24 protein-coding genes are annotated in these 23,096 nt (G+C 72.1%); 13 read left to right on the forward strand and 11 right to left on the reverse strand.

The window, feature by feature from the left end:
- Positions 1 to 7 precede the first annotated feature (7 nt).
- A complete protein-coding gene (locus B0I32_RS03495) occupies positions 8 to 427 on the forward strand; it encodes a VOC family protein (protein ID WP_106234756.1) in 420 nt (139 codons plus the stop codon).
- Positions 428 to 487: 60 nt separating this feature from the next.
- Here the strand turns inward: B0I32_RS03495 and B0I32_RS03500 are convergent, their stop codons facing one another.
- Positions 488 to 1,447 (reverse strand): endonuclease/exonuclease/phosphatase family protein, encoded by a 960-nt coding sequence (locus B0I32_RS03500; protein ID WP_106234758.1) that lies wholly within the window; start codon positions 1,445 to 1,447, stop codon positions 488 to 490.
- Between the two features lie 334 nt (positions 1,448 to 1,781).
- Between B0I32_RS03500 and B0I32_RS03505 the strand changes: the two genes are divergently transcribed.
- The gene (locus B0I32_RS03505; protein ID WP_106234760.1) at positions 1,782 to 2,288 is read left to right on the forward strand and encodes a hypothetical protein; all 507 of its coding nucleotides are present in this window, start codon (positions 1,782 to 1,784) and stop codon (positions 2,286 to 2,288) included.
- 560 nt (positions 2,289 to 2,848) lie between these two features.
- On the opposite strand, the gene B0I32_RS03510 is transcribed toward B0I32_RS03505, so the two are convergent.
- Positions 2,849 to 3,457: a TetR/AcrR family transcriptional regulator gene (locus B0I32_RS03510; protein WP_106234761.1), complete on the reverse strand. Its 609-nt coding sequence runs from the start codon at positions 3,455 to 3,457 to the stop codon at positions 2,849 to 2,851.
- Between the two features lie 69 nt (positions 3,458 to 3,526).
- On the opposite strand from B0I32_RS03510, the gene B0I32_RS03515 reads away from it, so the two are divergent.
- Positions 3,527 to 4,291 (forward strand): SDR family NAD(P)-dependent oxidoreductase, encoded by a 765-nt coding sequence (locus B0I32_RS03515; RefSeq protein WP_106234763.1) that lies wholly within the window; start codon positions 3,527 to 3,529, stop codon positions 4,289 to 4,291.
- 27 nt (positions 4,292 to 4,318) lie between these two features.
- Here B0I32_RS03515 and B0I32_RS03520 read toward each other — a convergent pair whose 3' ends face one another.
- The 4 genes from B0I32_RS03520 to B0I32_RS03535 all read right to left on the reverse strand — a co-directional run bounded on the left by B0I32_RS03520 (position 4,319) and on the right by B0I32_RS03535 (position 8,312).
- Complete coding sequence (locus tag B0I32_RS03520; protein ID WP_106234765.1) at positions 4,319 to 5,644, reverse strand: M23 family metallopeptidase; 1,326 nt, start codon at positions 5,642 to 5,644, stop codon at positions 4,319 to 4,321.
- Between the two features lie 183 nt (positions 5,645 to 5,827).
- Complete coding sequence (locus B0I32_RS03525; RefSeq protein ID WP_219911626.1) at positions 5,828 to 6,595, reverse strand: phytanoyl-CoA dioxygenase family protein; 768 nt, start codon at positions 6,593 to 6,595, stop codon at positions 5,828 to 5,830.
- A gap of 111 nt (positions 6,596 to 6,706) precedes the next feature.
- Positions 6,707 to 7,078: a hypothetical protein gene (locus B0I32_RS03530; RefSeq protein ID WP_106234766.1), complete on the reverse strand. Its 372-nt coding sequence runs from the start codon at positions 7,076 to 7,078 to the stop codon at positions 6,707 to 6,709.
- Between the two features lie 121 nt (positions 7,079 to 7,199).
- Positions 7,200 to 8,312: an aminotransferase class V-fold PLP-dependent enzyme gene (locus B0I32_RS03535; RefSeq protein WP_106234768.1), complete on the reverse strand. Its 1,113-nt coding sequence runs from the start codon at positions 8,310 to 8,312 to the stop codon at positions 7,200 to 7,202.
- Between the two features lie 113 nt (positions 8,313 to 8,425).
- On the opposite strand from B0I32_RS03535, the gene B0I32_RS03540 reads away from it, so the two are divergent.
- Entirely contained in the window at positions 8,426 to 8,851 is a 426-nt protein-coding gene (locus B0I32_RS03540; protein WP_146178023.1) for a hypothetical protein, read from the forward strand.
- Positions 8,852 to 8,939: 88 nt separating this feature from the next.
- On the opposite strand, the gene B0I32_RS03545 is transcribed toward B0I32_RS03540, so the two are convergent.
- Entirely contained in the window at positions 8,940 to 9,701 is a 762-nt protein-coding gene (locus B0I32_RS03545; RefSeq protein ID WP_146178024.1) for a hypothetical protein, read from the reverse strand.
- A 143-nt stretch (positions 9,702 to 9,844) separates the two neighbouring features.
- Between B0I32_RS03545 and B0I32_RS03550 the strand changes: the two genes are divergently transcribed.
- The 7 genes from B0I32_RS03550 to B0I32_RS03580 all read left to right on the forward strand — a co-directional run bounded on the left by B0I32_RS03550 (position 9,845) and on the right by B0I32_RS03580 (position 17,521).
- Positions 9,845 to 10,180: a peptidase inhibitor family I36 protein gene (locus B0I32_RS03550; RefSeq protein ID WP_181306944.1), complete on the forward strand. Its 336-nt coding sequence runs from the start codon at positions 9,845 to 9,847 to the stop codon at positions 10,178 to 10,180.
- Positions 10,181 to 10,413: 233 nt separating this feature from the next.
- On the forward strand, positions 10,414 to 11,820 hold the full coding sequence (locus B0I32_RS03555) for a cellulase family glycosylhydrolase (RefSeq protein ID WP_106234920.1): 1,407 nt from the start codon (positions 10,414 to 10,416) through the stop codon (positions 11,818 to 11,820).
- Positions 11,821 to 12,024: 204 nt separating this feature from the next.
- Positions 12,025 to 12,681 (forward strand): hypothetical protein, encoded by a 657-nt coding sequence (locus B0I32_RS03560; protein WP_219911627.1) that lies wholly within the window; start codon positions 12,025 to 12,027, stop codon positions 12,679 to 12,681.
- Positions 12,682 to 12,758: 77 nt separating this feature from the next.
- The gene (locus tag B0I32_RS03565; protein WP_106234775.1) at positions 12,759 to 14,144 is read left to right on the forward strand and encodes a DUF4331 domain-containing protein; all 1,386 of its coding nucleotides are present in this window, start codon (positions 12,759 to 12,761) and stop codon (positions 14,142 to 14,144) included.
- A 44-nt stretch (positions 14,145 to 14,188) separates the two neighbouring features.
- Complete coding sequence (locus B0I32_RS03570) at positions 14,189 to 15,472, forward strand: tetratricopeptide repeat protein (protein ID WP_181306946.1); 1,284 nt, start codon at positions 14,189 to 14,191, stop codon at positions 15,470 to 15,472.
- On the forward strand, positions 15,469 to 17,007 hold the full coding sequence (locus B0I32_RS03575) for a High-affinity nickel-transporter (protein ID WP_219911628.1): 1,539 nt from the start codon (positions 15,469 to 15,471) through the stop codon (positions 17,005 to 17,007). The genes B0I32_RS03570 and B0I32_RS03575 overlap by 4 nt, the downstream gene beginning before the upstream one ends.
- 82 nt (positions 17,008 to 17,089) lie before the next feature.
- On the forward strand, positions 17,090 to 17,521 hold the full coding sequence (locus B0I32_RS03580) for a nitroreductase family deazaflavin-dependent oxidoreductase (protein WP_106234778.1): 432 nt from the start codon (positions 17,090 to 17,092) through the stop codon (positions 17,519 to 17,521).
- Between the two features lie 16 nt (positions 17,522 to 17,537).
- Here B0I32_RS03580 and B0I32_RS03585 read toward each other — a convergent pair whose 3' ends face one another.
- The 3 genes from B0I32_RS03585 to B0I32_RS59590 form a co-directional block, all read right to left on the reverse strand.
- Entirely contained in the window at positions 17,538 to 18,590 is a 1,053-nt protein-coding gene (locus tag B0I32_RS03585; RefSeq protein WP_106234780.1) for an LLM class flavin-dependent oxidoreductase, read from the reverse strand.
- Positions 18,591 to 18,772: 182 nt separating this feature from the next.
- Positions 18,773 to 20,458, reverse strand: coding sequence for a RecQ family ATP-dependent DNA helicase (locus B0I32_RS03590; protein ID WP_245955540.1), 1,686 nt, complete (start codon positions 20,456 to 20,458; stop codon positions 18,773 to 18,775).
- Between the two features lie 77 nt (positions 20,459 to 20,535).
- On the reverse strand, positions 20,536 to 20,922 hold the full coding sequence (locus B0I32_RS59590) for a hypothetical protein (RefSeq protein WP_245955542.1): 387 nt from the start codon (positions 20,920 to 20,922) through the stop codon (positions 20,536 to 20,538).
- 108 nt (positions 20,923 to 21,030) lie between these two features.
- On the opposite strand from B0I32_RS59590, the gene B0I32_RS03600 reads away from it, so the two are divergent.
- Positions 21,031 to 21,669, forward strand: a complete 639-nt coding sequence (locus B0I32_RS03600; RefSeq protein ID WP_245955543.1) for a zinc-binding dehydrogenase — start codon at positions 21,031 to 21,033, stop codon at positions 21,667 to 21,669.
- Positions 21,670 to 21,712: 43 nt separating this feature from the next.
- Here the strand turns inward: B0I32_RS03600 and B0I32_RS03605 are convergent, their stop codons facing one another.
- The gene (locus B0I32_RS03605; protein ID WP_106234781.1) at positions 21,713 to 22,165 is read right to left on the reverse strand and encodes a winged helix-turn-helix transcriptional regulator; all 453 of its coding nucleotides are present in this window, start codon (positions 22,163 to 22,165) and stop codon (positions 21,713 to 21,715) included.
- Between the two features lie 91 nt (positions 22,166 to 22,256).
- Between B0I32_RS03605 and B0I32_RS03610 the strand changes: the two genes are divergently transcribed.
- Entirely contained in the window at positions 22,257 to 22,850 is a 594-nt protein-coding gene (locus B0I32_RS03610; RefSeq protein WP_106234783.1) for a dihydrofolate reductase family protein, read from the forward strand.
- Positions 22,851 to 23,096 lie beyond the last annotated feature (246 nt).

Here is a 23,096-nt window from a genome sequence, read left to right on the forward strand (position 1 = left end):
TGGGGACATGGTGCCTCACCGGGCGTCGCCCGCCATCAGGAAGGTCGACGCGGTCATGGTCCCGGTCCCGGACCTCGACAGCGGCCTGCGTTTCTACCGCGACCGTCTCGGCCACCAGTTGCTGTGGCGCGACGACGAACTGGGACAGGCGGGCCTCGGGTTGCCCGACACCGACACCGAGATGGTGCTGACGACCAGGCCCGGCCTGGTGCCGGCGTGGCTGGTGGACTCGGCGGACGACGCCACCGCCCAGGTGGTGCGGGCCGGCGGCCGCATGGTCGCCGAGCCCGTGGACGTGCCCGTCGGCCGCCTCGCGGTCGTGGCCGACCCCTTCGGCAACGAACTGGTCCTGATCGATCTGTCGAAGGGGACGTACGTCACCGACGCGTCCGGCGCGGTCACGGGCGTGCGGAACCCGGCCGGGTGACGAGCCCGGCACGTTCGTCACCAGATGTCGGCGATACGGGGGCGGCGGCGTCAGGGCACGTCACTCGCTGGTCGTGACCGTGAGGGTGGCGTCGACGATGCGGTGGTCGGAGCAGGGCTTGTCGCGGTCGGCGCCGCAGACGTGGCCGATGGGGTGGGCGTCGGCGGTGTAGGTGGTCAGCCGGGCGGCGGGGGCGAAGATCAGGTCGACCTTGCCCGACTGGTCGCAGGCGCCCAGCCGGTTGCTCTCGGTGGTCTGCTCGCCCCAGCCGGGGCAGACGGCCTCGCGGTCGTCGAGCTCGTGGTAGCGGCCGGTGTTGGCGCGGTTGGCGTCGGTGTCGATCGAGGCGTCGTACCAGGTGTCGAGCAGCGGTGAGTGCGGCTGGACGTTGAAGTCGCCGGCGATGATCGGGACCTCGCCCCGGGAGCGGTAGGACTCCAGGACCTCGTGCACCCGGCCGAGCTGGGCGGCCCGGTGGGCGGCGACGGTGGTCAGGTGGGTGGTGCAGAACCTGACGGTCATGGGCTGCGCCGTGACGGGCGCGCAGAGGAGTTTGCGCGGCCTGCCCGATCCGTCGTCGGGCAGGGTCTGCCGTAGCGTGCCGCCCAGCGGGAAGCGGCTGAAGAGGGCGACGCCGATGCCGTGCCCGGCGCAGTAGCCGGGGTCGCCCGCCTCCGTCATCGGCTCGTAGCGGGCGAAGTTCCCGAGGTCGCGCGGCCAGCCCATGCGTTGCAGGGCGTCGATCACGGCGCCGTACTGGTTGCGGCAGATCTCGTTGACGGAGACGAGGTCCGGCCGGCGGTAGCTGATCGAGCCGGCGATCGCCTGGATGACGCCGTTCGTCGTCGAACCCAGGTGCTGGTGGTGACCGGCCATGTTCCAGTGCCAGATCTTGTACGTCACGGTCGCGTTCGCAGCGGCGGCGGGCGCGGGACCGGCCGGCAGGGCGACGGTGGCGACGAGGATCGCGGCGACCGTCAGCAGCCGGCGGGCGAGATCGGGCACGGGTGAGATCCGCATGAGTCCCCTTCTCCGATGATCAACTCACCGCCATCCTGACCGAAGGACGTGCCCGGCGCCAGATGCGGATCGAGGAGAGGGACGTCCTGAGGCGAGGATGCGGCGTAGGTCTGGATATTTCCGGCGTCGGCCGGATAAACGGCGCCGGCGTGGCCGGACTTATGGCGGACATTCGCCGGACATTTGCCGCCGGATACCGGTAGTAAGGGGAATTGCGCAGATCGCCGGCAGTCCGGCATGGATAAAGTGGCTGCCGGAACAGCGGATCGCGTGCGACACGACACAGGCCCCGCTTGTGTCGGCGATGGGGCGATCCGCAGGAAAGGAAAACGACATGAATTCGAGATTCGCCGTCATCGGTACGCTGGCCGCGGCCATTGTCACCACCGGTTCCGCGGTCTCCACGGCCCACGCCGAGGCCGGGCCGCGAAGCATTCCGCTGGTACGCTACTTCGACGGTTTGAAGCATTATGTGACCAGCGGCCCGCGGCCCGGCCCGAACTACCGCGAAGAAGGCCGGTTTCCCATTCTGACCAGGAACACCCCGGGCACGAGGGCGATCTACGGCTGCCTCGCCGGCCACGCCCCGCGTGACCAGTTCCTGTCCGCCACGGCCGACTGTGAGAACAGGCCGGGCAATGCCGGGAAGAACACGTTGCTGCGCCGGGAGGGGTTCCTCTACACGAGCCCGGGCGCGGGCAGGCGGCCCCTGTACCGCTGCTACGTCCCGCACACGAAGAGCCACTTCGTGTCCGTCCGCTCCGACTGCGAGTCGAAGCCGCCGACGTCGAAGGTGAACGCCGAGTTCGTCCTGGGGTACTTCCCGTCCGCCGGGCGGTGAGGAGGGGCGGGGGTCGGCGCAGCGCCCCAGAATGACTGTCGCCGGTGGCGGCGGAATCGGCGAATCATTCCACCGCCTCGTCTCGGCCTCGTCCCCGCCTTATTCGTCTCCCGAGAAAAGGAAACCCCCCGCCATCAATCGAGGGGCGGCGGTGAAGCCTATCTGGTCCACCGGGATCTCCGATGGTGGACGGATCCGGAGAGGTTCCCGCCCGCACGCCGGCTCGGCGGCGACGTGCCGCACAGCCGGTAGCTCACCGGAGGCGGCGCCGGACGGACGTTCACTCTGACGGGCCCGGAGCCGTTGAGCGGCCCCGACCAGGTCGCCTGCCTGGCGCGCGTGCTCGGACGTGAGATCTCCACCGCGGACGTGCCGCCCGACCAGGCGCGGGTACGATGCGGTCGGCCGGCGGGCACGTTCGAGCGCTGAACCCATGATCACCGTGCCGTCTTCCGGTGTGGGGGATGACCCAGGGCTCGACCAGGCCGAGCGGTGTGTCCTCCGCGACCGGCGGCGTCACCGTACGGGACCGGCGGCATCGTCTTACGGGGCCGGCGGCGTCACCGTGCGGGGCCGATGGCGTCGTCGCCGAAGACGGCGGCGAGTGCCTTGCCGATCAGGTGGGGCAGGTCGGTGCGCCCGTCGTCCTCGGCCCAGCGCACCAGCGCCGTGTGCAGGGCGGCCAGGCAGGCGCTGGCCGCCGCCTGCGCCTGGAACGCCGTGTCGGGGTCGGCGGCGTCGTCGCCCAGGGCGCCGATGACGGCCTGCTGGAGGGCGTACTGGTTGTCCAGGTGCCGGGCCCGCAGCGCAGGCGTGGAGATCATCAGCTGGAGGCGGGCGAGCAGGAGCCGACGGTCCGCGTCGCCGGTCAGGACCGTGGCCGCCTCGATCAGCGCGCCGCCGATGCGACGGACCAGAGGCCCTCCGGCGGGCGAGGCGACGATCCGCTCGGCGACGAGTTCGCCGTGCTGGTCGACCAGGACGAGGTCCTCCTTGGTGGCGAAGTGCCGGTAGACGGTCATGGGGGACACGCCGGCCGCCTCGGCGACGTCGTTCATGGTCGTGGCGTCGTATCCGCGCTCGCTGAACAGCCGTACCGCGTGCGTCTGGATCGTGCGCCGCGTCTGGGCCCTTCGTCGCGCTCGCAGAGTTGAGTTCTGGTCGGTCACGTGTTAGACACTACCGGTCATGATAGTCACTACCAACTTGGTAGAAGCTAACATTAAGGAGTGGTGGACATGAACGATCTGACCGGCAGGACCGCCCTGGTCACCGGAGCGTCCCGTGGCATCGGCCAGGCGATCGCCATCCGGCTGGCGGCCGGGGGAGCGACGGTGATCGTGCACTACGGCGCGGACGAGGAGGGCGCGGCGGCGACCGTGGGCGAGATCGAACGCGGCGGCGGGAACGCCTTCGCCGTCCGGGCGCGGCTCGGCGTGGACGGCGACGTCGAGACGCTCTTCGCCGGGATGGAGCAGGGCCTGGCAGGGCGGCCGCTCGACATCCTGGTCAACAACGCGGCGGCCCCGCCCGCCGGCCCGCTCGGCAGCACGACCAGCGCCGAGTTCGACCACCTGTTCGCGGTGAACGTACGGGCGCCGTACTTCATCATCCAGCGCGCGCTGGACCTGATGCGCGACGGCGGCCGGATCGTCACGATCTCGTCCGTCGCGACCCGGATGGCCAACCCCGCACAGACCTCCTTCGCCATGACCAAGGGCGCGATCGAGACGATGAGCCTCACCCTGGCCAACGAACTCGGCGCCAGGGGCATCACGGTCAACGCGGTCGCCCCCGGCGCCACCCGCACGCCCGCCAACGCCTCCGTCTTCGAGGCGCCGGGCCTGGCCGGGTTCATCGCGGGATCGACGGCGCTCGACCGCCTCGGCGGCGCCGACGACGTCGCCGACGTGGTCGCCTTCCTCGCCTCCGACGCCGCCCGCTGGGTCACCGGCCAGGTCATCGACGCCAGCGGCGGCCTGTTCCTGGGCCCGCGCACCTGACGCGACCCCCGGGTCACAGGCGCTCGCTCAGGAGAGGGTGGCGCTGCCCGGCTGGGCGGACAGGAGGCTCTGGGCCCAGCCGGTGGCGTCGACGGTGCCGTGGCCGGTGAGGTCGTCGCCCTTGCCGTCGTAGGGGTCGGCGTCGTGGTAGCGGTAGAGGGCGCCGGCGGGGTGGTGGCCGTAGTAGACGCCCGCGCCCGGAGAGAGGAGGTGGGTGAAGTTCTGCCAGGTGGCGTCACGGAGCTGGTGGCGTTTCCAGTCGCCGGCGCCGTTGACGCGGTAGGAGAGCAGCTGCCCGTTGGCGGTGGTGCCGAGCAGCCAGTCGGGTCCGGCGGTGGTGAGGGTCTTGAGGGTGAATCCGTCGCCGATGAGGGTGTTGTTCTTGATGTCGGCCAGTACGGGTTTCGCCGTGGTGATCGTGTAGCGGCGCAGTGTGCCGGCGGCGATGCCGTAGAGGTGGCCGTCGCCGTCGTAGGCGAGGTGGTCGTGGGTGTAGCCGTTGCCGAGGTGGACGGGCGGCTCGAACTCCAGGGTGTCGCCGTTGGTGCGGACGTCGACGCGGTAGAGCATGCCGTCGGAGCCGGCCTTGGTGAGCAGGATCGTGTTGTAGTTGAGCGTGGCCATCGCCTTGGGGGTGAAGCCGAGCTTGGCGGTGGAGACGACCGCGCCGTGGGTGCGCTTGCCGGTGGCGGCGTCGATGGCCGTGTAGGTCAGCTGCCCGTCGGGCAGCACCCCGTACACCGAGACGCGGCCCTTGGGGGCGGCAGTGGCGCAGTTGCGGCTGGTGACGTCGTTCCAGGCGCGGTTGTCCGACTGGCCGTAGGTGACGCCGTCGAAGGCGGGCCTGATCCGTTCGGAGCCCTCGAACCCCCAGGAGGCCGACCCGTTGCCGTCGGAGTCGCGCCCGAGCTCGAAGTGCAGGTGCGGGTGGCCGTTCGCGGTCTCGCCGTCCTTGCCGACCTGGCCGATCACCGTCCCCTGCCGCACCTTGTCGCCGACCGACACGCCGCGGGACTTCAGATGGAGGTACGTGGTGAAGTAGCCGCCGCCGTGATCGATCTGGATCATGTTGCCGGCGTTGCCGTGCTTGAAGGACTGGTTCACCCTGCCCGCGGCCGGGGCGATCAGGGTGGCCCCCTCGGTGCCGTGCTGGTCGGGCTCCTTCACCATGTCCAGGGCCGGGGCGTGGCCCCACGTGTTCAGCTGCCACTTCTGGCCGCAGGGGAACGGGAGCTGGAGATCGGGGGCCGCCATCGCCTGGCCGCTCGATGCGCCGGCGACGGTGAAGGCGGCGGTGAAGGTGGCGGCGAGCGTCGTGGCGACGACGGATCGTAAGAGGGCCGATCGGGACACTGTTCCTCCTGGGTTTCCGGCGAGGAGCCCGCTGCTCGCGGCCGGGCCGGACGGGGACGTCAGGGCGATCCAAGGGTCCGGCGCGGATCGAGCCGTGGCCTTGTCACGGAGCCGACCGTAGGGAACGGCGGTATGCCGCCGGTATGTGGGACGCCCGCCGCCGGCACGGGGCGGCGGCGCGGGTCAGGCGGGTGTCGCCAGTCCGGTCATGATGGCCCGGGCCACGGGGGAGGGGTCCGAGCCGTCCAGGGCGAAGCCGTCCGGTACGTGCACCGCGGGCTGGGCCATCATGCGCGGGGCCGGGCCGCGGTGCGGCCAGGTGGCGGTGTGTATGACGAACGGATGGCACAGGTAGACGTCGCCCGCCCGGCCGGTCGCGTGCGCGGTGGCCCGGCACAGCACCGACGGCCGCCACTTCGCGCCCACCTCCGCGCCGTTGAGCCCGGTCTCCCCGTACGGCCGCAGGATCGGCGGGATGTGCAGGTGTGAGCCTTTGACGAGCCGGGTCGGCGCGTCATCGGGGCCGGTGTCGGAGAACAGGAACAGCGCGAGCAGCCCTCTCCCGCGCGAGCGCACGTTGACCCAGTAACCCCCGTCGGGGCCGTCGTAGCTGCCTTCGATGTGGTAGCCGGACCCCATCCCCGGATGGTCCTCCGACGGGAATCGGACGGGGATCAGACCGCCCACCTCGGTGCGACGGGTCCACCGGCCCGGCCCGATCAGCTCGTCGTACGCGGCGGCCAGCGCCGGCGACGTGGCCGCCTCGGTGAACGGGGCGCCGGAAGGACAGGGGACGTCCACGCTCGGCCGCCAGGTGGCGGGGTCGTCCCGGCGGACGCCGTGCCCGGCCAGCGACTCCCAGATGATCTCCCGGCACGCCGCGGCCGTGTCCGCGCCGAAGGCGCCCCGGACGACCACGTAGCCGTCGCGCATGAAACCGTCCACGTCCACGCGTCGATTGTGCGGCCCTTCGCGGGCATAAAGCACCCGATTTACCCGCATGCCCGCCTGTCGCGGGCAGACCTGCTGATACTCCTCCCCGGGCGGGTGGCGGGCGCCGGTTCAGCGGGAGGTGCAGACTGCGTGCACCTCGACCGTGACCCGCTTCTTCTTGGAGCTGAGGAAGACGAGGCTCCACGCCTCGGGCACCCCGTCCGGTGGGTCGCTGATGTCCTGGGGCGCGTTCACCTCGACGATGACGGGCTCCTCCCGGTTGTGGTCGCCGTGGTAGGCGTAGCCGCCGCCGACGGCCCGGTGCCCGCGCGGGCAGACCACGTTCGTGCTGAGCACGCCGGGGGACAGGCTTCTGCCCTCCGTGACGACGGTGAGCGCGGCGCCCGTCCAGCCGAACTGGCGCGCCGCCGCGAACCCGCCCCCGGCGAGCACGCCGCCCACCGCCGCGCCCGCCGTGACCAGCCCGAGCGTCCGCGCCATCCGTGTAACCCCACCCATGAGCGCCCTTCCCCTGTTCCGCCGGTACGGCAGGACGTTAGCCGGGGCGTGTTGAGGTTCTGTTGACGATCCGTCGAGGCCGCGCCGCGCGGCGCGAAGGCCGTCAGCGACCCGGAAGCGACTCCGCCAGCCTGCTGAGGATCAGGTCGAGTTCGGCGTCGGTGAGCGGCACGAGTTCGAGGGTCAGGTCGCCCTGGTCCTGGTCATGGTCCATGACCCAGATCTGCGGAGAGCCGTTCCGCAGCGCGAGCGCCAGGCCGGCGGCGGTCAGTCCCGCGCGGGCGGGATCGATGCCGAGGCGGACGCGGGAGAACGGCAGGCCGGCCGGGTCCTGGACGCTCGCGGCGCTGATGCCGGGCAGGCGGCCGGCCCGCACGGTGAAGCGGGCGACCTTGGCGTCCTGCTCCCGCCGCCAGGCCGGCCGGTCCATCTCCCGCCGGGCCCGGAGTGCGGCGACCACTCCGAAGATCGCCTCCTTGCTCGGCTTCATCGCCCGGCCGATCCCCTTCTCCTGGGCCCGGACGGCCCGGACCAGGCCGGCCCGGCCGATGACCAGACCGGCGGTGGGCGAGGCCAGATACTTCTGGGCGCTGACGACCACCAGGTCGGCGCCGGTGCCCAGCAGTTCGTCGATCCTGAGGTCCTGGCCCGCGCCGTCGATGATCACCGGAACCTGCCGCCGGTGCGCCGCCGCCACCGCCTCCGTCAGCGGAACGTCCTGGCCCCGGGTCAGCCGGGAGGACACGAGCAGCAGGCACGCCACGTCCGGGCGGACGAGGTGCTCCTCCAGCTCGTCGACGGAGCAGCCGGCGTCCGAGCCGGCCAGCAGCGGGGTGGCTCCGGCCAGCCGGATGTCCTGCACGATCGGATGCCCGTAGTCGACGGCGTGCCCGGCCGGGAGCAGGACCGTCGTGGGCATCCCCGCGGCGTCGGGCAGCGCCGCGATCCGCGCCTGCGACGTGCCCGTCATCGTCGCCGCGACGGCCAGGGTGTTGGCCGCCGACGCGCAGTGCACGACCGTGCCGGCCTCCCCGCCCAGGACCTCGACGATGGTACGGCAGGCGAGGTCCTTCAGCTCTTCCATGACGAAGAAGCCGGACAGGGCCTCGGCCGTGGCCGCCGCGACCTGGTCCGTGCTCCGGGAGACGCCGAGCGGGGTGAACGTCCCGCGCGCGTTGACGACCGGCGTCAGGCCGTACTGATCGTGAAGTCCCATCTGCCCATCTAACCGGCACGGAGGCAGGGCCCTCGACGCGCCCGGAACGGCATGGAACGTCGTGGAACGCCTTCCCTGGTGTTCGCATCGAACAATCACCCACGGGGGGAACCATGAACATACGACGTGCCCTGGCGGGGCTGATGCTGGCCGGTGCGCTGGCGACGACACTGGGGGCGGCCCCCGCGACCGCCGCCGCCGGCTCGGTGCACCTCGCGATCGAGGCCACCGGGCAGGGCGGATACCGGGCCTACTTCGTCAGCGTCACCGGCTTCGCGCCCGTCGCCACCGCCGGGCAGGGCGTCTGCGTCAACCTGTACGGCGACGACTACCTCGACCACCACCTGTTCGGCGGCTTCGGCGTCGCGTGCGGCCAGACGCTGAGCAACCCGTCGCCCGGCCGCGTCAGCATCTCGTTCTACCTGGACGGCAACACGCTCGACGAGGACTGGGGCGGTGACGAGGTCTTCGCCAAGGTGGACATCGGGCCGCCGTCCTCGGTGAGACTCACGTCCAACGTGGTGCACGGGGACTACTGACGGGCACCGCGGACAACACGAAGGCCCCCGCTTCGATCCGGGGGAGCGGAGCGAGGGCCTTCCGTCGTCCCAGACCCTGGGCGGGTGGTCAGTCCTCCGTGTCGACGGTCACCGACGCGGGGTTCGGCGCCTTGACGGACACCTTGGCGCCCCACCCGGTGAAACGGCTGTCGATGGTGATCGTCTTGCCGTCGAACGCGCTGGTGTCGAACACGCCGGTGGCCGCGTACGACGACCGCACCCTGCTCACCAGCCCGGCGGAGGTCAGCGTGAGCGTGTAGGACACCTTCGTGTCGTTGTGCATGCGCAGCGGGATCGACGCGTCGAACCAGCGCGAGACCTTCTCCAATTCCTTGAACGTGATGGTCCCCGTCAGCGTGCTCCCGCGCAGCCTGCCCTTCTTGACCAGCGCCGCCAGCGTCTTCGGCTCGACGGGGTTGATCACCTGCCCGTAGAAGCCGCTGCCGCCGCCCGGCAGGCCCTTGCCCTTGAGCCAGGACTTGCCCGCCGGTAACCGCTCCTCCCGCATGCCGCCCGAGATGTAGCTCACGTTGCCGATGCTGATCGTGCGTTCCTTGGGCCGGCTCTTGGCGATGGCGGTGATGTCCGAGGCCGCCACGCCCTTGGCGTTGAACTGGAACGTCCCCTTGCGGCTCTGCAGCTTGACCTTCTCCTCGCCCGACAGCGTGGTCGTCTCGGTGAACCGCACACCGCGCCCGGGAGCGAGCTTGCCCTTTAGCGCGCGTACGGGATCCTTCGGGGCGGCGGCGGTGGCGGTCGCCTGGGCAGGCAGGGTCGTGGTCAGCAGGCAGCCGCAGGCCACCAGAGCCGTGATCATCGTTCTTCTCATACGTCGTGATCTTGCCGTAGGCGGATCACGACTCGGGCACGCCCAGGGCCTGGACGGGGCGGCGGGTAATTGGATGGCGCCCCGCCACCCGCGACCGCATGATGGTTACGGAAAGCGATGGCTTCAACCCATGGAGTGACAACATGTTCGGCATCCGTGCGTCCCTGCTGGCTCTCACTCTCGCGCTCACGCTCGCCGGACCGGCGGGCGCCGCCGACGGCTTCGGGAGATGTCCGGACGGTCACCTGTGCCTGTTCCGCGACTTCGAGGGGAACGGCACCATCGCCTGGTTCCGGGCCGGCGCGCCGAACCTGGAGCCCTTCGGGGTCAAGGACGCCCGCTCCGCGTGGAACCGGACCGGCCGCTCCTACTGCCTGTACGCCTCTCCCGGTTACGTGGTGCACAACGCCACCGTCCCGCCGGGCCACAAGGAGAACCTCAACCCGGAGATCGCCTACAACTCCGTACGGGCCTGCTGAGGTCGCACCGCGCCCCGGGCCTGTCTGTGACATTGGGCCTTGCGTCAAGGTTCGATGTCAACTTATGCTGCGCCGCAAGTTAAGAAACTTTCCTAACCGGGGAGGCGGTGGCGACGGCTTCCCGGTGACGGAGGTGCGGCGGTCGTGCCGGTCGCCCCTGACTGTTCCCCGGAGAATCGGAGTCGTTCGTGAGGCGTAGCGCAGTAGCGAGGATCTTAGCCGTCGTGGCCGCGATGGCCCTGCCGCTGGTGGTGCCGTCCGGCGCCGGCGCGGTCACGGCCCGGTCGGCGGCGGCCGACCCCCTGGTGTCCCAGGGCAGGACCGTGACGGCCTCCTCGGTCGAGGCCGCCGGCCTGGAGCCGGGCCAGGCGGTCGACGGCAACACGTCCACGCGCTGGGCCAGCGCCGAAGGGGTGGATCCGCAGTGGATCCGGGTCGACCTCGGCTCGGCGCACAACGTCTCCCGGGTCCGGCTCACCTGGGAGGCCGCGTACGCCACCGCCTACCGGGTGCAGACCTCGGCCGACGGCTCCACCTGGAACGACGTCTACTCCACCACCGCCGGCGACGGCGCGATCGACGACCTCACGGTCAGCGGCCAGGGCCGGTACGTACGGGTGCACGGAACCCAGCGCGGCACCCCGTACGGCTACTCGCTGTGGGAGCTGGAGGTCTACGGAACGCCCGTCGGCGGCGGAGGCGGTGGCACCCCGGTGCAGGCCAACGGGCAGCTCCGGGTGTGCGGCATCAAGCTCTGCAACGAGAACGGCAAGCAGATCCAGCTGCGCGGCATGAGCAGCCACGGCATCCAGTGGTACAGCCAGTGCCTCAACACCGCCTCCCTCGACGCGCTGGCCGACGACTGGAAGGCCGACGTCCTGCGCATCTCGATGTACATCCAGGAGGACGGCTACGAGACGAACCCGCGGCTGTTCACCGACCGCGTGCACTCCCTGATCGAGCTGGCCACCGCCCGCGGCATGTACGCCATCGTCGACTGGCACATGCTGGACCCCGGCGACCCGATGTACAACCTCGCCCGGGCCAAGACGTTCTTCACCGAGATCGCCCAGCGGCACAACGCCAAGAAGAACGTCCTGTACGAGATCGCCAACGAGCCGAACGGCGACGCCGTCACCTGGCCGGTCATCCGCGACTACGCGCACCAGCTCATCCCGGTGATCCGGCAGCACGACCCCGACGCCCCGATCCTGGTCGGCACCCGCGCCTGGTCCTCCCTCGGCGTCTCCGGCGGCGGCAGCGAGGCCGAGATCGTCAACAACCCGGTCAACGCGGCCAACATCATGTACACGTTCCACTTCTACGCGGCCTCGCACGGCAGCGAATACCTGAACACGCTCTCCCGGGCCGCCGACCGGCTGCCGATCTTCGTCACCGAGTTCGGCACCCAGAGCGCGTCCGGTGATGGAGCCAACAACTTCAGCAGGTCACAGCAGTACCTCGACCTGCTGGCCCAGAAGAAGATCAGCTGGGTCAACTGGAACTACTCCGACGACTTCCGTACGGGCGCCGTCTTCAGGACCGGGACCTGCCCGAACGGCTCGTTCGCCGGCACGGGCAACCTGAAGGAGGCCGGGGTCTGGATCCGCGACCGGATCCGCACCGCCGACGACTTCTGACGGCCGGGCGGGCCCGCCTGCGCTGAGAGCGTTCCGCACCTCTCGTCACCGGTTCCGCACCGGTGACGAGGGGTGCGGAACGTTTTTCTTTGCCATGCCATCCTTGGGCACTAGCCTTTACAGAGCGTTACCTTATAACTACGTTGAGCACGTCACCGCATGTCAGAGGCACTGTGCTGCCTTCAGCCAAGGAAAGGTCATGTTGTGCGTGCTCTTGTTCGCGTCGCCCGGACGATCGTGATCGGCGCCGCGGTTCTCGCGGTCTCGGCGGTCCCCGCCCATGCCGGCCCCCTCCGCGCGGTCCCCGGCGCCCCGTCCGTCCAGCCGCCCACCGCCTCGTGCTTCCAGTTCCCGTACTTCGGCCCGAAGGGGCACGCGAACTTCGACTTCGGCCGCGAGATCGTCCGGCTCCTGGACGAGCGCGGCGTCCGCGTACGGGGCATCGCGCCCATCGAGGCCAAGCCCGCCAACCGGGGCGTCTACATGCCCATCGGCTGGAAGCGGGACCACATCGACCCGTGCAACGGCGTCTACTACCCCGGCGGCTTCGTCCTCCACGACGTCAGGAGCGGTCACGAGGCCGCCATCCACGACATCTACCTGCGCCCCGACGGGGCCCACGCGCAGGTGTCCATCGACGGGGAGCCGCAGGGCGAGCGGCTGGTGGCCACGTACAGGCTGCACGAGTTCGCCGCCGGCGTGCCCACGCCGCGCCCGCTCGAAGGCGGCGTCGGCCCCCGCTACTGGCCGTTCTACGTCAGCGCGTACCTCAGCCGCACGGTCAGGGACCTGACCGGCCTGCCGCTGGACGAGGGCGACTACCTGGCCAACCTCGACGCGGTCGTCCAGTACGTGCCGTAGGCGCGACCCCTGACCTGAGCCCCGCCGGGCCGTGCCACGGGGCGCGGCCCGGCACTCGCGAATCGAGAGACGACACGATGCGACTGACCAACGCCGGCAATCGGTGGACGTGGACCGCCGCCGCCTCCATCGCCGTCCTGGCGGCCACGGTGCTCCTCGGCCCCGCGATGCGCCAGAGCACCGCCACCAGCCACTGGGACGCCCCCGCCACCACCGTGAACAAGCAGATCGACGCCACCGACCTGTACGCCTTCACCAGCCCGGAACGGCAGGACACGGTCACGATCGTGGCCGACTACATCCCCTTCCAGGCGCCGCACAAGCCGTACCAGTTCGACACCGACGCCCGCTACGAGGTGCACATCGACAACACCGGCACCGGCCGGGCCGCCATCACCTACCGCTGGACGTTCGCCGATAAGGCCCTGCCCGCGCCCTCCTTCGTCCGCGCCCGCGAGCGGCAGGCCGGCCCCGAGCACCAGGCCGGCCCGCTCGACTCCCTGGTCGAGCAGAGCTACACGCTGACCAGGCTGCGCGACGGCAAATCCGAGATCCTCGTCCGCGACGGGTACGCGGCCCCCACCGACCTCGGCGGCCCCGGCTACGCCGCGACCCGCCGCAAGGCCGTGCGCGACCTGCCGGGCGGCGGCAAGGTCTTCACCGGCACCGCCGCCGACCCGTTCTACTCGGACAACCGCGCGGTCAACCTGCTGCGCTTCGGGCTGCCGTTCTTCCCCGTCAAGACCGGCGTGCCGATGAACGTCAGCGCGCTGGCCCTGCAATTGCCCAAGTCGGAGCTGGCGCTCGGCGGCGACCCGGCCCGCAACCCGGTCATCGGCGTCTGGACCACGGCGTCCCGCAGGTCGAGCGCCCTGCTCGGCTCCGGCGCGGCCGGATACACGCAGGTCTCGCGGCTGGGCAACCCCAACTTCAACGAAGTGATCATCCCGCTCAAGCGCCGCGACCACTTCAACACGCTGCGGCCGGACGGTGACGAGAGCGGCGGCCTCGTGGTGCCCTCCACCCTCGACCCCGACCAGGCCGAGGTCGTCGCCAAGCAGGCGAACGTCACGGCGCCGCCCGCGCCACGTAAGGACCTGGAGCAGATCTACCTCACCGGCCTCGCCAGGACGGGCGGGCCGATCAAGCAGGACCTCAACTCCCACCGGCTCAACCAGGACGCCCCGCGCACCGCGAAGGCGGAGGAACTGCGGCTCAACCTGAGCACCCCCGTCGCCGCCGCACCCGACAAGTACGGCATCCTCAAGGGCGACGCCCAGGGCTACCCGAACGGCCGCCGCCTCATCGACGACGTGGTGACCATAAATCTGCGCATGCTCCTGGGCGAACCCGCCGGCCGCGGCGCGCCCGGCCTCATCGCCGAGGACAACCCGGCGTTCCTCCTCAAACCGATCACCGACAGCTTCCCCTACCTGGCCCTGCCCGTCACCGCCGCCGGCTGACCCCACCCCCGAGGACCTCCGATCAGATGAGTCGCCTACGGCGATTGCCGCCCCTGCTGGGATGCGTGCTGCTGGGCTGCGTCCTGGTGACCCTGTTCGCCCCCGGCGGGCTGCTGCGCAGGGACGAGCCGCCTCCCGCGCCGGCGGGCTGGTCACCGTACGACCTGGCCGGATCGATCCAGGCCGTCCAGGTGCGCCTGCGTCGTCACCCCGACGACGCGGCCGCCTGGGCGAGCCTCGGCGACATGTACCTGAAGCAGGCCCGCCGCACCGCGGACACCGCCTACTACGCCAAGGCCGAGGGCGCGTTCGAACGCTCGCTGCGCCGGCCGACGGGCGACGGGGAGCCGTACATCGACGCCGTGATCGGCATGGGCGCGCTGGCCAACGCGCGGCACGACTTCGCCGGCGCCGTGCGCTGGGCCGAGCGCGCCCGCAGGGCCGCGCCGTTCCGGTGGGCCCTGTACGGCGTGCTCACCGACGCCCACCTCGAACTCGGCCACTACGAACAGGCCGAGACCGCGCTGCGCCGCATGCTCGACGGTCACCCCGACCTCGCCTCCTTCACCAGGGCCGCCCGCCTGGAACAGTTGCGCGGCAGGCCGGGCCACGCCCGCGACCTGCTGCGCCGTGCCTGCGCGATCCCCGGCGACCCGGCCGAGTACGCCTTCTGCCAGTGGCAGCTCGGCGAGCTGGCCTGGAGCACCGGCGACCCGCGTACCGCCCGTGCCGCCTACACCCAGGCGCTGGCCGCCGACCCGGGACACGCGCCCGCCCGGGCCGGCAAGGCCCGCGCCGAGGCCGCGCTCGGCCGCACCGAGCAGGCCCTGCGCGACTACGCCACCGCCGTCATCCGCTCCCCGGCGTACGTCGTCGAGTACGGGGAACTGCTCGAACACCTCGGTGACGCGGAGGGAGCCAGGCGGCAGTACGCCGTCTTCACCGCTCAGCAGCGACTCCTGGCCGCGAGCGGCGGCGCCGACGACCTGGCCGCCGGCACGTTCGCGGCGAACCATGGCGAACCGGGCACCGCGGTCCGGCACCTGCGGGCCGAGTGGGCGCGACGGCACAGCGTCGAGGTCGCCGACGCGCTCGGCTGGGCGCTGCACCGGGCCGGCCGCCACACCGAGGCCGCCGCGTACGCCGTCCGCGCCGACGCGCTCGGGGGGCGTAACGCGTTGTTCGCCTATCACCGGGGCGAGATCGAGCACGCGCTCGGGCACACCGGCGCCGCCCGTACCCACCTGACCAGGGCGTTGTCCATCAACCCGTACTTCTCGCCGGCCGGGGCGGCGCGAGCCCGCGAACTGCTCGCGGAGAAGACGTGATCGCCGCGCTGCCCGCCGCCGCGACGCTCGCCGCCACAACGGCGCTCGCCACCGCTGTGACTCCGGCCGCCGCTGCGACGCCGACCGCCGTGGTTACTCCGGCCGCCGCCGTGACGTCCACCGTCGCCGTGACGTCGGCCGCTGGCGTGTCGCCGGCCGGCACGATGAGGCCGGCTGCGCATCCTCTGGGGAACTTCAGCGTCAACCACTACGACGGGCTGACGATCCACCCCGACCGGATCGAGCACCTGGCCGTCGTGGATCTCGCCGAGATCCCCACCCTGCAGCAGCCGCCGATCGGCCCTCCGGACGCCTACGCCCGCCGGGCCTGCGCCGACCTGCGGGACGCGGTGCGGGCCGACGCCGATGGGCGGACACTGAGCTGGCGGGTCACCGGCGCCTCGTTCGTCTACCGGCCGGGCGCGGCCGGGCTGCGCACGAGCCGGCTCACCTGCCGGCTGACCGCGCCCGTGCGGGTCGACCGGCCGGTGGCCCTGACCTTCGCGAACGCCTACCGTCCCGACGCCGTGGGCTGGCGGGAGATCACGGCCAAGGGGCAGGGCGTGCGCCTGCGCGACTCGACCGTCCCCGCCGGGAGTGTGTCGGGCGAGCTGCGCGACTATCCCGCCGACCTGCTCAGCTCGCCGCTCGACGTACGCGCGGCCAGGATGACGGCGGAGCCGGGCGACGCCGGCGGGCCCGTCGCACCGGCGGGTGTGCCGGGCGTGGACGTCGTCACCCGCTACACCGGCCTGCTGGCCGACCGGCTCAACGCGCTGATCGGCGCCGACCGGCTGACGGTGCCGCTCGGGATGCTGGCCCTGCTGGTGTCGCTGGCGCTGGGCGCCGTGCACGCGGCGATGCCCGGCCACGGCAAGACCGTCATGGCCGCCTACCTCGCCGGACGGGAACGACGGCTGCGGGACGCCGTCACCGTCGCGGCCACGGTCACCGTCACGCACACGGCGGGCGTGCTGGTCCTGGGCGTCCTGGTCACGGCCGCCGGCGTGATCGCCGGGGACGTGGTGCTGAGCTGGCTCGGGGTGGCGAGCGGCCTCCTCATCACCGCGATCGGCGCCGCCCTCCTCCACTCCGCCCGCCACCACCGGCCAGGCCACGAGCACGGCCACGGCCACAAGCACGAGCACGGGCACGGGCACGGACACGGACACGGGGAGGGGAACGGCCGGCGGCAGGGGAATGGGGGCGGGCACGGTCCTGGGAGGCGGCCGGGCAGTGGGGTGGTGGGGCTGGCGGTGGCCGGTGGGCTGGTGCCCAGCCCGTCCGCGCTGGTGGTCCTGCTCGGCGCGATGGCGCTGGGCCGCACCGCGTTCGGCGTCCTGACCGTCGTCTGCTACGGGCTCGGCATGGCGGCGACGCTGCTGGTCACGGCGCTCGCCCTGCGCAGGCTGGGCGGCCTCACCGTCGCGGGGCGGATGCGGCGGCTGCGCCCGTACAGCGCCGTCATGACCGCCGCGCTCGTCCTGCTCGTGGGGCTGGGCGTCACCGTACGCGCGGCGGCGGCGCTCGTATGAAGATCGCTGGGAGCCGTGACAGCGGTCACGGAACCGGGTACGACGGGAGTCGGACTTACGGGTAGGAAGGTTGATGAGAGCCATGTCAGACGAGACCGTAGAGCTCAGCCCCACCGCATGGGTACGCGAGCAGACGACGAGGATCCGCGAGACCGGGACCACCGAGGGCATCCTGATCCTGGGCACGCCGATCGTGCTGCTGACCGTGCGGGGCGCGAAGACCGGCAAACTGCGGCACACCCCGGTGATGCGGGTGGAGCACGAGGGCAGCTACGCGGTCGTGGCGTCCAAGGGCGGCGCTCCCGAGCATCCCACCTGGTACTACAACATCAAGGCGTACCCCGAGATCACCTTGCAGGACGGGACCGTCACCCGTGACTACGTCGCGCACGAGGCCGAGGGCGCCGAGCGGGCGGAGTGGTGGGAGCGGGCGGTCGCGGTCTTCCCGTCCTACGGCGAATACCAGCAGAAGACCGACCGGCAGATCCCGGTCTTCGTGCTCGACCCGAAGTAACCGCCGCAGCTCGTGCTCAGCCGGCGGCGTGGAGAGCCGCGTCGCCCGGCTGCTCCGTGGGGCTCCAGCCGAGCTCGGGACCCAGTTTCGTGGCGATGTCGGTGAGGATCTGCACGTAGTCCTCGTGTTCGAAGGTGAACGGCAGCGCGAACGCGACCTCGTCGATCTCGCGGAAGGCGGCGTGCGCGTACAGCCGTCCGGCGATCTCGGCGGAGCTGCCCACGAGGTCGGGCGCGAACAACAACCGGCCCGGGCCCTGCGGTTCCGCGGTGCGCGGCAGGCGCTTGGCGGCGTACTCCTCGTACCTGACCCGCTGCTCCGGCGTGGCCGAGTCCGTGGGGATGACGACCAGACCCTGGGAGACGCGGGCCCGCTCACCGTCGGGGTGCTCGGCCCTGAACGCGCGTACGTGGGAGAGCTGGATCTCGGCGAAGTCCACCGAATCTTCCGCCTTGACGACGCTGCTGGTCAGCAGGTTCATGCCGTGCTCGCCCGCCCATCGGGCCGAGCGGAGACTGCCGCCGCCGTACCAGAGGCGGGAGCCCAGGCCGGGCGAGTGCGGCTGGACGCGGTCGGAGAAGACCTCGAAGCCCTCGGTGCCGCTGAAGTCGGTGGCGGGCTCGCCGCGGACGAAGGACAGCAGCCGGCTCACCCGCTCGTAACCGAAGTCCTGGAGGTCGGCGGTGCCGGGGTAGAGCGCGTCCTTGATCTGGTCGAAGTGGAAGGGCGGGCCGACGCTGATGCCCGCGTTGAGCCGGCCGCCGGACAGGATGTCCACGGTGGCCAGATCCTCGGCGAGGCGCAGCGGGTTCTCCCAGGCCAGGGGCGTGACGGCGGTGCCCAGCTCGATGCGGGTGGTGCGCTGGGAGGCGGCGGCCAGGACGGCGACGGGGGAGGAGATGCCGTACTGCAGGTGGCGGTGGCGTACCCAGGCGCTGTCGAAGCCGAGCCGCTCGCCCAGCTCGATGATCCGCAGCGTCGATTCGTGTCCCGGGCGCGGGTCGTCCCCGTCGAACAGCCCGATGGTCAGGAAACCCAGCTTGCGCAGGGGGCGGGTGGGCAGCGGCACGGTGGTTCCTCCTCCTCGATCCTGTCCAGGGCAACCAGAAATAGGGGGAAATAATTGCCGTCCCCACCTCAATTGCCGTCCCCACCTCCGCGCTCGAGACGGCCCGCCGGGCGTTGCGGAAGCTCCCCTGACCGCTCAGGCGGAAGCCCTCTGACCGTTCACGCGGAAGTTTCCCCGAGCGGTCAGACGGGAGGGGCCGGGGTCTCGGTCAGCAGACGCTGGTCGATGACCGCGTCCAGGTGCAACTCGCGATAGCCGGCCTCGTCGAACAGGACCGTCAGCCGGTCGTCACCGCGCTGGATGACCTCACCGGGCCCCCACGTGCGGTGCTCCACCCGCGCGTGCGCGGCGAACGGCCCGCTCTCCTCCTCCTGCCGCCGGTCGGCGGTGCCCGCGTGGCAGGTGTCGCAGTCGCCGCAGGGGTCGGCGACGTGCTCGCCGAAGTAGCCGAGCAGGAACCGCCGCCGGCAGTCGTCCGTCTCGGCGTAGCGGCGCATCATCTCCAGCCGGGTGCGCTCGACGCTTCGGCGGCGCTCGGCCAGCTCCCTGGCCAGCTCGGCCGCGGTCTCGGGGGCGGGCGCGCCGGGCGCGGGGCCGATCCGCCGCGCGCCCACCCGGGCCGCGCCGGAACGTTCCAGCAGGTCGAGCAGCGTCGTCAGGCGGCGCGGCGACAACCCCGTGCGCTCGCGCAGGCTCCTGCGGTCGCTCCCGGAACCGGCCTCGGCTATCGCCCGCGCCAGCTCCGTCACGGTCTCCAGGTCCGGTACGGCCCCCGTGAAGTAGCGCTGCAGCCCCAGGTCCTCGGGGCGGTAGAACAGCACCGCCCTGGCCGGCTCGCCGTCCCGCCCGGCCCGGCCGATCTCCTGGTAGTACGCGTCCAGCGACCCCGGCACCTCGGCGTGGACGACGAACCGCACGTCCGGCTTGTCGATCCCCATGCCGAACGCGCTGGTGGCGACCACGACGTCGAGCTCCCCGGCCATGAACGCGCCGTGCACGTCGTCGCGCTCGGAGCGGCGCAGCCCGGCGTGGTAGGCCGCCGCCCGCACCCCTGCGTCGCGGAGCAGCCCGCTCAGCCGGCCGGTCTGCCTGCGTACCGCCGTGTACACGATGCCCGGCCCCGACTCCGCGGTGACCATGGCGACGATCTCCTGGGCCGGATCGTCCAGCGTCCGGCGCACCGTCAGGGAGATGTTCGGCCGGTCGAACCCCTGGACGATCTCCACGGGGTCGCGCAGGCCCAGCCGTTCCACGATCTCCGCCCGCACCGGCGGGGCCGCGGTGGCGGTCAGCGCGGCGATCGGCGGGCGGCCCAGCGCGTCGGCCATCGGCCCCAGCCGCAGGTAGTCGGGGCGGAAGTCGTGCCCCCACGAGGAGATCAGGTGGGCCTCGTCCACCACCAGCAGCGAAGGGGCGGCGGCGGCCAGGTCGCGGACGACGTCGGGCCTGGCCAGCTGCTCGGGCGCGCAGAACAGGAACTCCGTCTCTCCCGCCCGCAGCGACTCGAACGTCGTCCGCCGCTCGCCGGCCGAGGTGCGGGCGTCCAGGCTGACGGCCTCCTCGTCCCGCTCCCGCAGCGCTTCGACCTGGTCGCGTTGCAGCGCGATCAGCGGCGAGACCACCACGGTGGGGCCGGGCAGGAGCAGCGCGGGCACCTGGTAGATCGCCGACTTGCCGCTGCCGGTGGGCATCACCGCCAGCACGTCCCGGCCCTGCGCCAGCGCGGTCATCGCGGCCAGCTGGCCCGGCCGCAGGCTGGTCAGCCCGAGCGACCGCCGCGCCACCCGCTCACACGCCGCGCCGGTGTCCTCCACCTGCTCACACTCCGCGCCGGTGCTCTCCGCCCGCTCGCGATCCGCGTCCTCCACCGGCCCTCCCGTCGCGCCGTACTGCCGAGACGTCGCTCCTGCCCCGGCAGAGGGCCGGCATGCGACGCCGCCCGCCGTCAGGGACGGGCGGCGCCGTCGAGCAGGGCCGTGGCCATCTGCTGGACCGAGCGGGTGAAGCGGCGCGGGTCGCCGGGCGGCGTCATGTGCCGGATCAGATCACCGTCGAAGACGGCGAGCAGGGTGTGGGCCAGGAAACCGGCGTCGAGGTCGGGGCGCGCCTCGCCGATCAGGCCGCGCAGATGGCCGTGCCACGAACGGTAGTTGCTCCGTCGCCCGCAGCACCGCGCGGCGGTCGTCGATCCCGGCGCGCCCGGATCCCTGAGACTCGGGACGGCCGCCGAACCTCGCCCCGCCCCCGGCCAGGCCGTGATCGACGTACGGCACATCTCGCTCAACCGCGGTGAGGTGGTGTTCGCCGGCAGCGCCCGGCCGGCACCGTCCACGGTTACGACGCCGCCGGTGTCGTCCTGCGGGCGGAGGACGGCACGGGACCGGCCGCCGGCGCCAGGGTCGCGGCCTTCGGCGCCGGCGCGTGGGCCGAGCGGATGGCCGTGGACACCACCGCCGTGGCCGAGGTTCCGGCACGGGTCGAGCTCGCCGGCGCCGCCGCGCTGCCGATGGCCGGCGTCACCGCGCTGCGCACGCTGCGTTCCCGGCCCATCCTGGGACGGCGGGTCCTGGTCACGGGCGCCGCCGACGGCGTCGGGCGGTACGCCGTCCGGCTGGCGGCGCTGGGCGGCGCGCACGTCATCGCCTCGGTGGGATCGGCCGGGCGCGCGGGCGGCCTGGCCGCGCTGGGCGCGCACGAGGTGGTGGTCGGATTGGAGGGCATCGACCGGCCGGTCGACCTCATCCTCGACAACGTGGGCGGGCCGCAACTGGTCGCGGCCTGGGAACTGCTCGCGCCCGGCGGAGAGGTGCGGAACATCGGCTGGGCCTCGGGCGAGCCAGCCGTCTTCGCGCCGTACTCGCTGCTGCCCATCGGCCCGCCCAAGACGATGAGCACGTACGGGGACGTGCGCGACGTCGGCCCCGACCTGGCGACCCGGCTGGACCTCGTGGCCGAGGGACGGCTCTCGCCCGAGGTGGACTGGCGTGGCTCGTGGCGCCGCGTCACCGAGGCCGCCCAGGCGCTGCTGGACCGCCGCATCGCCGGCAAGGCCGTCCTCGACCTCGACCCGACCGGCTGACCGCGTCGCCGGCATTCGGGCCTCGCGCCAGAGGCGGGCGGACCTACGCGGCCGAGCCGGGGCCGGGCAGGGGATCGACGTCGTAGGCGTGCATCGGCTCACCGCAGTGGGCGCAGCGCAGGTCGACGTGGCTGATCTCGCCGCACGCGTGATGCCGGTAGAGCACCGGCGGACCGGCCTCGCCGGCGAGCCACTTGTCGCCCCAGGCGGTCATGACCATGAGCAGGTCGACCAGCTCGGCCCCCTTGGCCGTCAGGTGGTAGTCGTAGCGCGGCCGGTTGTCGTAGGGGCGGCGTTCGACCACGCCCTGGTCGACGAGGTGGTTGAGCCGCTCGGTCAGCACCTTGCGGGAGATGCCGAGGTCCGCCTGGATCTGCTCGAACCGGCTGATCCCCACGTACACGTCCCGGAGGATCAGCGGCGACCAGGGCTCTCCGATGACGTCGAGCGTGCGCGCGATCGAGCACGCCATCTCACTGAAGTTCGTGCGCTGCATGACACCAGTCTACCCATCAGGGTTCCCTGAAGGAACTTCGCCTGCTACGGTTGCGGAGTCTCTTCAGGGAACTCCAGAAAGGCCCGAGCAGATGAGCAAGGTCATCAGCGCCCACGCCGTGTCGGTCGACGGCTACATCACCGGCCGCGACCCCCGCCCCGGGCACGGCCTCGGCGACGGCGGGACGCTCTTCGACTGGTACTTCGACGGCGACACCCCCAGCCGGGAGTTCGACGGATTCAAGCTGAGCCAGCCCAGCGCCCGCTTCTTCGACGCCGCCTCCGCCCGCCTCGGCGCGATCGTGGCCGGACGCGACACCTACGAGCACTCCGACCGTTTCGGCGGCGGCAGCCCCCACCCGAGGGTGCCGCTGTTCGTTCTCAGCCACCGGCCCGCACCCGAGCTCGGCGAGCGGCAGACCCTCGTCACCACCGGCGTCGAGGACGCGATCGCCGCGGCCCGGCAGGTGGCCGGCGGCAAGGACGTCGGCCTCATGGGCGGCGGGCTCCTCACCGAGGCGCTCAAGGCGGGGCTCGTCGACGAGGTGATCCTGCACCAGGTGCCGATCCTGCTCGGCGGCGGCCGGCCCTTCTTCCGGTCGCTGCCCGAGCACGTACGGCTGCGGCCGCTGGAGGTCGTCCAGGCCCCCGGCGTGACCCACCTCCGCTACGAGGTGACCCGCTGACCGCGAGCGGCCACGCCCGTGCGCTCCCCGAGCCGGCCGGAGCCGATGACCGCGTTCGGACCGGGCGCCGCGGAGCCCGAGGTCGCGCTGGGCACCGGCCTGATCGGGTGCGACACTGTTCGGCGTGGAAGCTGAGCACAATCCGCTGATCCCGCAGATGCGGCTCGACGAGCTGCTCGCGGAGCTGCAGGTCCGGCTGACCGCCGTGCTGGCCACCCGCGACCGCGTGCACGCGTTGCTGGAGGC

This window comes from Nonomuraea fuscirosea, assembly GCF_003001935.1.
GTDB lineage: Bacteria > Actinomycetota > Actinomycetes > Streptosporangiales > Streptosporangiaceae > Nonomuraea > Nonomuraea fuscirosea.